The sequence below is a fragment of the Flavobacterium sp. LAR06 genome (genome assembly GCF_041946075.1).
Lineage (GTDB): Bacteria > Bacteroidota > Bacteroidia > Flavobacteriales > Flavobacteriaceae > Flavobacterium.
Genome location: NZ_JAUTYT010000010.1, coordinates 15,122 through 29,195 on the forward strand (window position 1 = coordinate 15,122; position 14,074 = coordinate 29,195).

The following is a 14,074-nucleotide window of genomic DNA, read 5'->3' on the forward strand; positions in this document are numbered from 1 at the left end:
GCCACAGATTACAGGATTATAATGATTAATGCTTTTTTTTTCGCCACGAATTCATGAATTATTTTTGTACAAAGTATTAAAAAAAATAATTAGTGAATTCGTGGCTATTTTTTTCTCTCAATCTGGAAATGAAATTTTTCCCATTGTGACGGAGGGAATTCCTTTTTTTGTGCCAAAGTTATAATCGCCACCAGCAACCGTTTCATTGGCTAAAACGGCAAATAAAACCGCTTCTTTCGCGTCACCTGAAATGCCGAGATCGTCACTTTTTTGAAACGGGCACGACAATAATTCTTTTAATCCCTTTACCAATAACGGATTGCTTGCGCCTCCGCCGGACATATAAACTGTGAAATCTTCGATTGGCGTTCCCGTGTTTTTTACGACAAACAGTATCGCTTCTGCAATCGTTTCGGCGCTTAGTCTTGTTAAAGTGGCAAGCAAATCTGGTGCCGAAATATTTTCGAGTTTGGTTTTTGCCAAAGCCGAATCGACAAAAGCTTTATTGAACAATTCCTGACCGATGGTTTTGGGGAAGCTTTTCTGGAAGAAAGCATTGCTTTTTAATTCGGTTAAAAGGGTTTGGTTTACGGTTCCGGTTTGGGCGATTTCGGCATCTTTATCGTAACTTTTTTCAGGGAAAAAGTGTTTCGTAAAAATGTCGATTAAAGTATTTGCCGTTCCGGTATCGGTTACAAAAACTTCCTCGGCGTTTTGGGAAGCGGGTAAATAGGTGAAATTAGCGATGCCGCCCATGTTGAGCATAATGCGGTTTTCGCCTTTTTTGCTGAACAATAAATAATCGCCATAAACCGCCAAAGGCGCACCTTCGCCACCGCCAGCCACGTGTTTTTGTCTGAAATCAGATAAGGTTATAATTCCGGTTTTTACGGCAATATGATCGCCGTCACCAATTTGCAAAGTCGCATTGGGGAATTTTTCCTGCTGATGTAAAAACTTCGGAGCGTGCAAAACCGTTTGCCCGTGTGAGGCAATTAAGTCGACTTCGTGCGCGGGGATATTCCATTTTTGAAGACAATCGTTGACCATACCGGCGTGCAAAAGACCGATCCATTCGTTTAATAAAGCCAAATGCTGAAAATCGATGGTTTTCTGGGCAAACACTTTACGGATTTCGGATTTAATGTCTTCGGTATAAGGGATGGTTTCGAATTCCAGAATTTTTACAGCGGTATTTTCGCCCGCGCCAGAAATAGCACAAAGCGCAATATCCAATCCGTCAAGCGAAGTTCCGGACATTAAACCTATTATTTTTCGGGTCTCTTTTTGAGCGATTTCAAAAAGGGCACTTATATTTTTATTCATTAAATGCTGTTTTAAGGAAGTGTTTTATTTGGTAATGCTAAAATGGGATTTATTTGGGGATAAATTTAGGGAAAGTTGAGGATTTTTTTTAGGTAAGGTTTTCCGTAAAAAAGCTATTTTCTGAGGTGTTTATTTGGGTGTGAAGGATTTCATGTTCCCTCAAAACTCCTAGCGAGTAAATAATTTAATTGCCTTATTGCCTTGGCCATTCCTTCAGGTTCTATTGTATGGTTGAAAAAATCTGTCAGCCTTTTTTCGGCTTCTTTTGAAAGGGTGTTGGTACTCATAACTCTGTAATTTAGGAAATATAAAACCCATGAGGCTAAGGTGTCCTACACTTACAGAAGTGTTACGGTTGTTTCCAATACCGCCACCAAACCACATGGGCAAAAGTTTTTTAGATGTCATGATTCTGTAATTTAGGAAAGGCAAATATCCTAAAACCCTTATGTGTAAAAAGAAGTTTTTGAATTAATTCCGAGTATTATTGAAAATAACTTATATTCGATTCCAATTAGGAATTTGCAATAATTATGATCGAAGAAATTTTAACCAACTACGTCAATTTTATAAGGCATTTTGAAACTTTATTAAAAACTAAGGACAAACAAGATATAAATCCGTGTTCATTTTCAAGTACTTATTTTGAAAGAAAAGGAAGTATAGACGGAATTGAATATTGGTTTCACGGAAGCGGTTGTACGGCAGAGAAAGATGGAGTTATTTATGCTTATGATATTACTGTAGATGAAATTAAGTTTTCACAATGGAAATTTTCAGAGCTTATTAGAACACATCCTGAATATCAAAAATTAAATTATACTCCTGAATTTATTGAACATGAATTGTATCAACTTATAAATAAAAGGAATTTTGGGTTGGGTCATTATTGAGGGAATCGAGGGAAAAGATTTTGGATGTGTTTTTATGTCGTATAGAGTTCTTCTGGAAGTATTTAATTAAATATAAGTTCAAGTATGGTTAAAAAAAATCTTCTACTATTATTGATAATTTCCTTTTCAGCAAAATCTCAGGATTTAGCTGAAAAAATAGTCATTTCTAAAATTACTTATGTTAATCAGTTTGATGACACTGACAAAGAGTTTAAAACAGAAAGGAAGGTTATTAAAAATCAAAAAGCAATCAAGAATTTATTGCTGGAATTACAAAAAGTTGATGATACAACTCAATTATTATCAAAATTTAAAATTGACACCAACTACATAAAAAATAATCCTGAGAAATTATTGAGCCTTTACAATAGTGAACCTGAAATTGCATGGAATCAGGAACAAAAAGAATACATTTTTAAAGTTTTAAAGAACATAGATCTATACAAAAAGCAACTTAATGAGTATCTATCTAATGGCTGTTGTTATGGCATGCACAATTCTTATCGCAATCAATTTGTGATTGAGATTTTTCAAAATACGCAGTCTAAAAAAACTTTTAAATCCAGAAAGTATGTTTGGAGTTACGCAATGCCTTTTGAGAATGATAATAAGGATCTCATTTATAATTTTGAAATTGAGAAAATACTAAATGAAGTTTTTAATACTAAATCTAAAATTCAGAAACCTCTTGAAGGAAATGAATTGCTGAAATATTTAGTCAATAACATAATTAGAAATAATGATGATGCGCTTTATAAATTATCGGCTTATACTTACTCAAAAGAGATAAATGAATTAAAATCCGATTTTAATATTTTATCCTTTGGAGAAATGTATGCCTTTGGAAGATACATAGGGCATGGGACAAAAACTTTTAAGATCAAATTGAAAAATGCCAAAATGCTTCCGAATGTCTATCTTCAGTTTTTAGTAACAAAACAAGGGAATTCACTGTATTCAAGAGACTCCATAAAATCAGATTATGAGGAAATTGTAAAAAGAGTTCAGTCAATAAAATTCATTAGAGAAAATTTAGAAAACAATCCAAATTTAAAACTTGACATTTATTACACGAATAATAATGCCGTGAATGCTTATAATATTGATGGCGTAAATAAAAATCCGACAGAATGGAAAAAGCAGGATGATTATGTAAAAAGTTTAAATTGGTATGCAGTAAATGATATCAAACCAACTTTTGATATTAGTGAAGCCATAAAAACTTCAGAAAAAAATCATTGCGGCTGTAATTATAGATTTGATCAAAAATTCATTGAGAAAACCATATTTTTTGAATTAAATGACGAACAGAGCACCGATAATTCAGTTTGGTTCTTATTACCAGATAATAGGGTTTTATTGTATATATTGGAGGGAGAAAAAGTACTTAATCATGATTATTCAGAATTTGGGAAGTTTTCCGGAATTCAATTTCCGTGTGTCCTGTTTAATGAGAACGGAGAAATAACGAATAGAAAATTATAAGAGGATAGACTTTCTTATGAAAAAAGTCCCCTAGCCCTGATGGTCCCGAAGTGTCGGGAGGAAAATCCTTTCGTATTCCAACTCAAATAAGGATTTAAAACTTCGGCTAATTCATTCAACCAAAAAAAGCTGTTTTCTAAAGTGTTTATTTGGGATTGAAGGGTTTCATGTTCCCTTATCAATTAGGATAAAATGAATATTATCATCTGATTGAAAAATATTTTTCTTAAATTAGAGAAACAATTAAATTCAAAAAACATGAATCCATCAAAAATAATAGGAATAATTCTAATCGTTATTAGTCTCGGTGCGGGATATATTGGTGTCAACAAAATAGCTGATAATACAAAAGAAATTAATTTATTAGGACTAAAAATTAATGCGTCCAACGAATCCGGTAAACAACAGGGATACCTTTATTTAGGGCTGGGTGTCATTTTACTTGTGGGTGGAATTTACACTGTCAACAAATCAAAATAAAGTGCTGTAAGCAGGGATTGTAAATATTGCATGTGGGCATTGTTGGGTAACTATTTCTTGTCAATTAATTTTATAACAAAACTTCTTATGAAACCTACAGCCCAAGCCCTAATGGCAGCGGCATCCTTTTGTGCCAGTCCCGATAGCTATCGGGAGGAATATAAGATACAGCGTACAGCAGGACACGAGCGCTAGCGACTGACGAAGTAAACAGCTCCTGATTAAAAATGAAATTCCAATAAATAAACTCCAAATTCCAAAATTTTGCTTGTTTTAATGATTGAGATTTAGTTTTCAAAAGTCTTCGACTTCGCTCAGGATTACACTAGTTAAAAAAACCTTAGAACCTTAGAACCTTAAAAAAATAACTATTTTTGTCAAATCATATTCAGCAAAAATGTCACTACTTAAGGATTTAGAACAATTATCAGCATCGTTGGAAGGAACACTTTTATACGATGATCTTCATAAAACACTTTATTCGACCGATGCTTCGGTTTACCGGATTAAACCAAAAGCGGTTGCCATACCTAAATCGATCGCAGATATTAGTAAACTGATTCGGTTTGCGCGGGAGCATCAGATTTCGATTACGCCAAGAACGGCGGGAACTTCGCTGGCCGGACAAACGGTGGGCGACGGAATTGTGGTCGATGTTTCGAAGAATTTTACCAAAATCCTGAATTTCGACCCAATTAAAAAAACAGTTACGGTCGAGCCAGGTGTGATTCGCGATGAACTGAATTTGTTTCTGAAACCTCATGGCGTGTTTTTTGGCCCGAATACTTCGACATCCAACCGCTGTATGATTGGCGGAATGGTGGGCAATAATTCTTCGGGAACGACTTCGATTCGCTATGGCGTGACGCGCGATAAAATTGTGGAGATTAAAGCGATTTTGAGTGATGGATCGGAAGTAGTTTTTAAGGAACTGACTTCGGCGGAATTTATCGAAAAAACAAAAGGCGATACCTTAGAAAATAAAATATACAAAAGCGTTTACGACGAACTTTCGGTAAAAGCTACGCAGGATGAAATTGTAAAAGAGTTTCCGAAACCGGAGATTCACAGACGAAATACGGGTTATGCGGTTGATATTTTACTGAAATCGGATTTGTTTGGTGGAACAGAACCGACAATCAATCTCGGAAAATTACTCTGCGGAAGTGAAGGAACTTTGGCTTTTACTTATGAAATTACCTTAAAAGTAGACGATTTACCGCCGGCGAACAATATTATGGTGGTGGCGCATTATCATAGTATTCAGGAATCGCTGGAATCTGTTGTAGTGGCGATGAAACATTATTTGTACACCGCAGAAATGATCGACGACACGATTTTAGATTGTACGAAAACGAATCGCGAACACATCAAAAACCGTTTCTTTTTGGTTGGAGAACCGAAAGCGATTATGATGTTTGAAGTGGCTTCGCACGACGCACAAGATGCCGAAAATCAGGCGAATGCTTTAATTGCCGATTTAGAAAAAAACAACTTTGGTTACGCACTCGTAAAAATTTACGGAGCCGATATTGAAAAAGTAAACGAACTTAGAAAAGCCGGCCTGGGACTTTTAGGAAGTATCGTAGGAGACGACAAAGCAGCCGATTCTATTGAGGATACAGCTGTTGAGTTGAGCGATTTACCGGCTTATATTGCGGAGTTTTCGGCCATGATGCTGCGTCACGGACAAGGTGCGATTTATTATGCGCATGCAGGTGCGGGCGAACTGCATTTGCGTCCGGTTTTGAATTTGAAGAAAACATCTGACTTAAAACTATTTAGAACCATCGCGACCGATGTGGCGATTTTGGTGAAGAAATACAGAGGTTCGCTAAGCGGGGAACACGGCGACGGAATTGTGCGCGGCGAGTTTATTCCGTTTATGATTGGCGAAACAAATTATGAATTGCTGAAACGCATTAAACTGGCTTTCGATCCGAATTCGGTTTTGAATATCGGGAAGATCGTAAACGCTTTAAAGATGGATGAAAACCATCGTGTGGTTTCGGGAAGGGTAGAACCGGATATTAAAACGTTTCAGGATTTCTCAGACAGTTTAGGGATTTTGCGCGCTGCCGAAAAATGCAACGGCTCTGGCGATTGCCGAAAATTGCCATCGGCAGGAGGAGCAATGTGTCCAAGTTACCGTGCAACTAAAAACGAAAAAGAAACCACGCGTGCAAGAGCGAATGCATTGCGTGAATATTTGACGTATTCGGAGAAAGAAAATAAATTCGACCAGAAAGAATTATACGAAGTTTTTGAGTTGTGTGTGAGTTGTAAAGCCTGCGCCAGCGAATGTCCGAGTAACGTGGACGTTGCCACTTTAAAAGCGGAGTTTTTATATCAATACCAAAAAGCAAACGGTTTCTCAACCCGAAATAAGATTTTTGCCCACAACGCAAAACTGAATAAAATGGGAAGTTTGTTTCCGTCGATAACCAACTTTATTTCGAATCAGTCTCTGGTTAAAAAAAGTATGGGAATTGCACCGGAAAGACAAGTGCCGCTTTTAGCAAAAAAGACTTTCAGAAAATGGTATGAAAATCATAAACCTACAGTTATGGATTTTCCGAACGGAAGATTGTATTTGTTTGTAGATGAATTTACCAATTATTATGATGTAAATATAGGAATCGATGCTTTCGAATTATTAACCAAATTAGGTTATCAGGTTCTGGTTATCGATCATGAAGAAAGTGGAAGGGCCTATTTATCTAAAGGTTTTTTGGAGGAAGCCAAAAAAATAGCCAATCACAATGTCAACATTTTTAAAGATTTGGTTTTGGGCAATGCGCCTTTGGTTGGTATTGAACCTTCTGCCATTTTAACTTTCAGGGATGAATATCTTCGTCTGGCAGATGACAAGGAAGAAGCAGAAAAGTTATCCCGAAATGCTTTTACCATTGAAGAATTCTTTAAAAAAGAAATTATAGATGGTAAAATTAAACCGGATTCATTCTCTGATGAAAAGAAAGAAATTAAGATTCACGGACACTGTCATCAGAAATCTTTGAGTTCTGTTGAAGCAACTTTTGCCATGCTGAATTTACCAACCAATACTACAGTTACGATTTATAATTCGGGTTGTTGCGGAATGGCGGGATCTTTCGGTTACGAAAAAGAACATTACCAGGTGAGTATGCAAATGGGAGAAGATACTTTATTCCCAAAAGTGCGTGCTACGGCAGGGAATGTAAAAATCGCCGCTGCAGGAACAAGTTGTCGCCATCAGATTTATGATGGAACGAGTAGGGAAGCACAGCATCCGGTGAGTATTTTGAGAAGTTGTTTGAAGGCTTAACCGCGAAGTTGGCAAAGGTTTACGCAAGGTTCGCAAAGATTTATTAAAAAAATAATTCGTGAATTCGTGGCTATTTTTTCCGCCACGAATTCACGAATTGAAATAATGTAAAAACTTTGTGACTTAGAGCCTTTGTGGTAACACTACTTTAGTGAAACTTTCTTTCCGGTTTCGGCCGCTTTGTAAATCGCGTTGATGACTTTAATGTCTTTAAGGCCTTCTTCGCCGGTGATGTGGCTTGGGAGCTTTTTGTTTTCTAAGAGTACTTTTGCAATTTCATCCATTTGTGTTTGCTGTTGGTTGATTTCAGGGAATTTTAGTGGGCCTTTCGAAGTTTTTCCCTCATAGGGACCATAGCTTAAAGACGGACTTAATTGAAAATTACCTTCGTCTGCAGTGGCATAAATTCGGTCAATATAATACCCAACAGAAGAATTACAATTGGCCATTGCACCACTTGGGAATTCCATTTGCCACGAAATGCTTTCTTCCGTTTCTGAGAATCTGTTTTTATCATTTACGGTTCCGAATTGAGCCGTTACAGCGATTGGTTCTTCGCCTAAAATGTAACGGCTTGCCTGAATGCAATAAATTCCCAAATCCATTAACGGACCACCACCGGATAATTTTTTATTTAATCTCCATACACTTGGATCATTTATATCGACAGGTTTTTTGGCAATGGTATCATAGGTTTTATAGCCAAGTGATGTTTCTATATAGCGTACTTTTCCAAAAACTTTCTCTTGCCCCAGTCGTTTAATTTCCATATGCGTTGGTTCATAATGCAAACGATAACCAACTGCCAGTTGTACCTTATTATCGTTGCAGGCTTTGATCATCTCCTCACATTCTGCGACCGTAATTGCCATAGGTTTTTCGGTAATGACATGTTTTCCGGCTTTTGCAGAACGAACAACAAAATCTTTGTGCATGCTGTTAGGCAGTATCACATACACTAAGTCAATATCTTTATTGTTGACGATCTCATCAAAATTTTGATAATTATAAATGTTCTTGTCGGGGATATTGTACTTGGCTTTCCACTTTGTAGCTTTAGCTGGAGTACCGGTAACGATTCCGGCAAGCGTACAGTATTCAGAAACCTGTATCCCTTTCGCTACGAGATCGGCATAAACTCCTAATCCGCAAAGCGCAACATTTAATTTTTTTCCGGTATACGGTATTTTATCAGGATCGGGTGCCGTTAAAAAAGAAGGCAGTGTGGTTATGATCACCGAGGCTCCAACGCCAGCCCCAAATTTATTTACAAATGATCGTCTTGAAATTTTTTCCATGTGGTTTGGTTTTAAGTAAAGTGGTTTGTTAATAGTGGTTTTTGAGAAATCTTACATTAATGGTTTTTGTAAAACACTCATAAAAAAATAATTAGAGAGTATAGTGTGTAATTTACATTTGTCATAATGTAACAAATGTAAAAAAAGAAGCAAGATTTCTTATTAAAGTTTGAGATAAAAAAATGTGAGAATTTTTTTAATTTGTGACGAAAAACAGGGGTGTATTTGAAAGGAGAGATGGCACGCGGATGACGTGGATTTAGACGGATTGGGCTGAGTTTTTGTTTCCCGCAGATTTGGCAGATTTAATTTTGATATGAAATAAATCTGTAGAAATCTATTTAATCAGTGAAATAGAAATCTGGGCAATCTGCCAAATCTGCGAGAGAAATAATTCCTACGCTTGGTTGCAAAAAAAACTTCGTGCCTTAGAGTCTTAGTGGCAAAAAACAATTCGTAGAAATTAGTGCAATTCGTGGCAAAAAAGACTTCATGTCCTGGCGCCTTTGTCGCAAAAAATAATTCGCATTAAAACAAAATGGTTTTATATATTTGAAATCAGGATAATTTTTGCATTATTTGCAAAATAAAACCACAAAGACCGACATAAATTAATTTTAAAAGCAAAACCACATATGGCATTATCAGGTTTATTCCGAAAAAAAACGGTACAAGATATTCTCAAGCAAGTTGCAAAGAACGAAGCAGATGGTCATAATGCATTAGGAAAACATTTAACAACCAGAGATTTAACTGCATTTGGAATCGCGGCAATTGTAGGTGCGGGAATTTTTAGTACCATCGGAAAAGCAAGTGCCGATGGTGGACCAGCCGTTATTTTCCTGTTTTTGTTTACTGCATTGGCTTGTAGTTTTGCTGCATTTGCTTACGCCGAATTTGCCTCAATGGTTCCGGTTTCAGGAAGTGCTTATACGTATTCTTATGTAGCTTTTGGAGAACTTATTGCCTGGATTATCGGTTGGGCTTTAATCATGGAATATGCCGTCGGCAATATAACCGTGGCGATATCGTGGAGTGATTATTTTACGGGACTGCTCCAGAGTGGCGGGATTCATTTACCGCAATGGGTTCAGATGGATTATCTAACCGCTTCAAACGGATTTAATGATGCCACAGCATTAATGCAGGGTGGAAAAACATACGAAAACTTAGGTGCAGGATTACAAGCCTCTTATACTGCCTGGACGACAGCACCAACAATAGGCTCTTTCCATTTTGTTGCGGATTTACCTGCTTTATTCATCATTGTTTTGATTACAGCTTTGGTTTACCGCGGAATGAAAGAATCTCGTAATGCGAGTAATGCAATGGTTGTTGTAAAACTTTGTATCGTTCTTTTGGTTATTGCAGTGGGTGTATTTTATGTAGATACAGCAAACTGGGATCCGTTTGCTCCAAATGGCGTTAGTGGTGTTTTAAAAGGTGTGTCAGCCGTTTTCTTTGCTTATATTGGTTTTGACGCGATTTCTACAACAGCGGAAGAATGTAAAAATCCACAACGTGATCTACCACGAGGCATGATGTGGGCGATTATTATCTGTACGATTTTATATATTGCCATTGCCTTGGTTTTAACCGGAATGGTACGCTATAACGAATTGAATGTTGGAGATCCTCTGGCATTTGTTTTCGATAAATTAAATTTAAAATGGATGTCCGGAATTATTGCCGTAAGTGCAGTAGTGGCGATGGCGAGTGTTTTATTGGTTTTCCAGATGGGACAGCCTCGTATCTGGATGAGCATGAGCCGTGACGGTTTATTGCCAAAGAAATTTTCTACAGTACATCCAAAATTCAAAACACCATCTTTTGCAACTATTGTAACTGGTTTTGTGGTGGCAGTTCCGGCATTGTTTTTAAACTTAACAATGGTAACCGATTTATGTAGTATCGGAACTTTATTTGCCTTTGTATTGGTTTGTGCAGGAGTTTTGGTTTTACAAAACAAAACGGATATTCCAAGAGGGAAATTCAAAACACCATATGTGAACTCAAAGTATATTTTGCCGGTTTTAATGATTGCAGGAATATATTACGCTTTTGCTTTCAACAATAAAGCAACAATGGCTTTTATTAATAACGAAGCGCAAACAAACGATGCAACGACCATTATTACATCGTTAGATAAAGAAGAATCAGCGAAAGTTTTCAATTATTTAGAAAGCATCGATGTTAAAAATAAAACGGCCGAAAGCTCAGATTTAGAGCATTTATTAAGCCAATACCAGGACGACGACGCTAAATATGCTGAAGTTGTAAAAGGTTTGCCAATCAATGATTCTCTAAAATACGAATCAGGTTTCAGTTTATTCAAACACAAAATTCCAATGTGGATTTTCCTTTTCGTTTTGGTTGGATTAGCCGTTTGGTCATTCAGACAAAACCTGTCTTTAATTCCGCTTTTAGGATTAATCTGCTGTCTGTACATGATGGCCGAATTAAGCGTTTGGAACTGGATTTACTTTACCATCTGGTTGTTAATCGGGTTGTTTATTTACTTTACTTATAGTAGAAAGAATAGTAAACTAAACTTCCCTGAAGAGAGTTAGAAGTTAAGAGTTGTATTTAAAAAGCCGTTCTGAGATTGATCAGAACGGCTTTTTTGTTATTGCATTTTTATAAAAATATTCTCATTTTTTAAAAGCTTTTTCTTAGGTTTGTTTATAGCAAGTTTAAATTTAATTTTTTTTAATAAATGGGTTTTCTTAGTAAAATATTGGGTAAAAAAGAGTCTCCAATAACTTCGTACAATGACTTCTGGGATTGGTTTTTAAAACATGAAAAAGAGTTTTTCAAAGTTGTTCAAAATGGTGACAATATTGAACAAGGTTTCTTTAAAAAACTAAGCCCAAAATTGGATGAAATTCATGATGAAATTTATTTTTTGACAGGAATGCTTGATGAACATACAGCGGAATTGATTTTAACCCCTGACGGCGCAATAAGAAATATTTTCTTAGTAGAAGAACTGGTTAATGCTGCTCCTAAAATTGATGGATGGAAATTTACTGCTCTTAAACCTGCATCAGATATTAAGGATGTCAGTATTAATATGGGAGGATTTAAGTTTAACAGTGGCAGTTTAAAGTTTTATCCAAACTTGCATAAAGATTATCCTGATGAAATTGATTTAACTATTGTCTATGACGATTTTGTTGAAGATAAAAAAGGAATTCAAACTAATGGAGTTTATATTTTTCTGGATAATTATTTAGGAGAATTACATTCCGTTACTTTAATAGATAGCTTAAAGGTCGTTGGTGAAAATGATGCTTCTGAGGAATTAATTCCAATTGAAAAATTAAAAGATTATTTAATCTGGAGAGAAAAAGAATTCGTAGAAAAGTATGAAGGTGTACGACATAATACTGAAAATGATAATTATTCGAGTCTGGAAGCAAAAACAAAAGAGGGAGAAATTGTTTTAGCAATAGTTGATAGCGATCTTGTACACTGGGATAAAAAAGCCTCTCATCCATGGGTTTTAAGTATTGAAATTCCATTTGATGGAAGTAGTAATAACGGAATGCCAGATGATAAAACCTATCAATTATTGAACGATATTGAAGATGAAATAATGCTTGATCTTAAAGATTTGGATGGTTATTTAAATGTAGGAAGGGAAACAAGCGGGGGTAAAAGAGAAATTCATTTTGCTTGTAAAGATTTTAGAAAACCACCAAAAGTTTTAAATGCCATAATTAAGAAGCATAATCAGTTTGAGATAAGTTACGAAATATATAAGGACAAGTATTGGCAGTCTTTCAAACATCTTGAGCATAATTGAAAAAAATCCGCTAAGAGAAAGATCTCTAGCGGATTCAAACAAACAAATTAAAAATCGTGCAAATTTATATATAAAGAAATGTTTGCCTTTTTTAAGAGATAATAAAAAAAATGTTAGTGTATCTTTGCGAAAACCCTCCGTGAATCTCTGCGAAATAACAATTATAATTACAAAATCCCAAGCTCCACCATACAAGCCTTCATCATCTCATAAGTACGCTGAATATCATTATCTAACCCAATAGAGAAACGAATTAAACCATCCGTCAATCCCATTTCTGCTTGTTCCTCTAACGGAATTTCGCTGGAAGTGGAGGTTCCAGGCGCGCTGAAAAGTGTTTTGTAAAACCCTAAACTTACCGCCAAATACCCCAAGTTTCTGGCCTGCATTAGCTCCATTAATTCATTCGCTTTCTCTAAAGTTCCAACATCGATTGTCATCATTCCGCCAAAACCATATTCCGGATTAATCATCGTTTTATAAAGCTCATGACTAGGGTGGCTTTTCAATCCCGGATAAACCGTTTTCAGACCATCAGCTTCAAATTTGTCAGCTAGAAAATGCGCATTATGGCTGTGTTGTTTGATACGAATATGAAGCGTACGAAGATTTTTCATTACCGAAGCCGAACGCAAACTATCCATCGTTGGTCCCAAAAGCATACTTGCTCCAGAGTTAACATTTTTCAGTGAATTGATAAATTCTTTAGAGGCACAAGTCACACCACCAACCGTATCACTGCTTCCGTTAATGTATTTCGTCAGACTGTGAATCACGATATCAGCACCTAGTTTTGCCGGAGAAACAGATAAAGGCGAAAAAGTATTATCAACCACCAATTTCAAATTGTGTTTTTTTGCAATTTTAGCCAAACCTGCAATATCAGCCACTTCCAATAATGGGTTACTTACCGTTTCACAATAAATAACTTTCGTTTTTGGTGTAATCGAAGCTTCTACAATATCCAATTTTGTAATGTCAACAAAGCTCGTTTCAATTCCGAATCGAGGTGTAAAATTCTTCAAAAAAGCATACGTTCCGCCATAAATCGTTCGACTTGAAACAATGTGGTCGCCCGCACCGCACAACTGCAATAGAGTAGGCGTAATGGCTCCCATTCCTGAAGCTGATACGTTTGCGGTTTCCGTTCCCTCCATCGCCGCCAATGCCTGATCCAGATACAAATTACTCGGCGAAGAATGGCGCGAATACAAATAACAGCCTTCCATATTGCCTTCAAAAGTATCAAACATGGTTTTCGCCGAAAGGAAAGTATAAGTAGAAGAATCAGAAATCGAAGGGTTCACACCTCCAAATTCGCCAAAGTATTGCAAATCCTGAATTTTATCTGCGGGATTAAAGTTTTTCATACGTGATATTTTATTATTTTTTGAGTTTGCTATTGTAATTGATTTTTGAAATTGCCATTTTTTAGGAGCTGTTTCTTGCTATCCGTTTCAACCTTTTGTGCCGAACC

General features: G+C 36.3%; 10 protein-coding genes. 6 read left to right on the top strand and 4 right to left on the bottom strand.

What is annotated here, in order from left to right; all coding sequences use genetic code 11:
* Positions 1-117 precede the first annotated feature (117 nt).
* Complete coding sequence (locus Q7C23_RS14865; protein WP_375033278.1) at positions 118-1,326, bottom strand: anhydro-N-acetylmuramic acid kinase; 1,209 nt, start codon at positions 1,324-1,326, stop codon at positions 118-120.
* Between the two features lie 149 nt (positions 1,327-1,475).
* Entirely contained in the window at positions 1,476-1,613 is a 138-nt protein-coding gene (locus Q7C23_RS14870; RefSeq protein WP_375033279.1) for a hypothetical protein, read from the bottom strand.
* A 246-nt stretch (positions 1,614-1,859) separates the two neighbouring features.
* On the opposite strand from Q7C23_RS14870, the gene Q7C23_RS14875 reads away from it, so the two are divergent.
* The 4 genes from Q7C23_RS14875 to Q7C23_RS14890 all read left to right on the top strand — a co-directional run bounded on the left by Q7C23_RS14875 (position 1,860) and on the right by Q7C23_RS14890 (position 7,491).
* On the top strand, positions 1,860-2,219 hold the full coding sequence (locus Q7C23_RS14875) for a hypothetical protein (protein WP_375033280.1): 360 nt from the start codon (positions 1,860-1,862) through the stop codon (positions 2,217-2,219).
* Positions 2,220-2,303: 84 nt separating this feature from the next.
* Positions 2,304-3,704 (top strand): hypothetical protein, encoded by a 1,401-nt coding sequence (locus tag Q7C23_RS14880; protein ID WP_375033281.1) that lies wholly within the window; start codon positions 2,304-2,306, stop codon positions 3,702-3,704.
* 258 nt (positions 3,705-3,962) lie between these two features.
* Complete coding sequence (locus Q7C23_RS14885; RefSeq protein WP_375033282.1) at positions 3,963-4,184, top strand: hypothetical protein; 222 nt, start codon at positions 3,963-3,965, stop codon at positions 4,182-4,184.
* A 397-nt stretch (positions 4,185-4,581) separates the two neighbouring features.
* Positions 4,582-7,491, top strand: a complete 2,910-nt coding sequence (locus tag Q7C23_RS14890) for an FAD-binding and (Fe-S)-binding domain-containing protein (RefSeq protein ID WP_375033283.1) — start codon at positions 4,582-4,584, stop codon at positions 7,489-7,491.
* Positions 7,492-7,634: 143 nt separating this feature from the next.
* Here the strand turns inward: Q7C23_RS14890 and Q7C23_RS14895 are convergent, their stop codons facing one another.
* Positions 7,635-8,789 carry a Gfo/Idh/MocA family protein gene (locus Q7C23_RS14895; protein WP_375033284.1) on the bottom strand — a complete coding sequence of 385 codons (1,155 nt, stop codon included), beginning with the start codon at positions 8,787-8,789 and terminating at the stop codon, positions 7,635-7,637.
* A gap of 635 nt (positions 8,790-9,424) precedes the next feature.
* Here Q7C23_RS14895 and Q7C23_RS14900 point away from each other — a divergent pair.
* Both Q7C23_RS14900 and Q7C23_RS14905 read left to right on the top strand, forming a co-directional pair.
* Entirely contained in the window at positions 9,425-11,359 is a 1,935-nt protein-coding gene (locus Q7C23_RS14900; protein ID WP_375033285.1) for an amino acid permease, read from the top strand.
* Between the two features lie 146 nt (positions 11,360-11,505).
* Positions 11,506-12,597 (top strand): DUF695 domain-containing protein, encoded by a 1,092-nt coding sequence (locus tag Q7C23_RS14905; RefSeq protein WP_375033286.1) that lies wholly within the window; start codon positions 11,506-11,508, stop codon positions 12,595-12,597.
* 167 nt (positions 12,598-12,764) lie between these two features.
* Here Q7C23_RS14905 and Q7C23_RS14910 read toward each other — a convergent pair whose 3' ends face one another.
* Positions 12,765-13,967 carry an aminotransferase class I/II-fold pyridoxal phosphate-dependent enzyme gene (locus Q7C23_RS14910; RefSeq protein WP_375033287.1) on the bottom strand — a complete coding sequence of 401 codons (1,203 nt, stop codon included), beginning with the start codon at positions 13,965-13,967 and terminating at the stop codon, positions 12,765-12,767.
* Between the last annotated feature and the right edge of the window lie 107 nt (positions 13,968-14,074).

Excerpts from the sequence above, each read along its gene's own strand:
- Q7C23_RS14880 (WP_375033281.1), top strand. The coding sequence starts at position 2,304 with ATGGTTAAAAAAAATCTTCTACTATTATTGATAATTTCCTTTTCAGCA.
- Q7C23_RS14905 (WP_375033286.1), top strand. The coding sequence starts at position 11,506 with ATGGGTTTTCTTAGTAAAATATTGGGTAAAAAAGAGTCTCCAATAACT.
- Q7C23_RS14900 (WP_375033285.1), top strand. The coding sequence starts at position 9,425 with ATGGCATTATCAGGTTTATTCCGAAAAAAAACGGTACAAGATATTCTC.
- Q7C23_RS14865 (WP_375033278.1), bottom strand. The coding sequence starts at position 1,326 with ATGAATAAAAATATAAGTGCCCTTTTTGAAATCGCTCAAAAAGAGACC.
- Q7C23_RS14895 (WP_375033284.1), bottom strand. The coding sequence starts at position 8,789 with ATGGAAAAAATTTCAAGACGATCATTTGTAAATAAATTTGGGGCTGGC.
- Q7C23_RS14875 (WP_375033280.1), top strand. The coding sequence starts at position 1,860 with ATGATCGAAGAAATTTTAACCAACTACGTCAATTTTATAAGGCATTTT.
- Q7C23_RS14885 (WP_375033282.1), top strand. The coding sequence starts at position 3,963 with ATGAATCCATCAAAAATAATAGGAATAATTCTAATCGTTATTAGTCTC.
- Q7C23_RS14910 (WP_375033287.1), bottom strand. The coding sequence starts at position 13,967 with ATGAAAAACTTTAATCCCGCAGATAAAATTCAGGATTTGCAATACTTT.
- Q7C23_RS14890 (WP_375033283.1), top strand. The coding sequence starts at position 4,582 with ATGTCACTACTTAAGGATTTAGAACAATTATCAGCATCGTTGGAAGGA.
- Q7C23_RS14870 (WP_375033279.1), bottom strand. The coding sequence starts at position 1,613 with ATGAGTACCAACACCCTTTCAAAAGAAGCCGAAAAAAGGCTGACAGAT.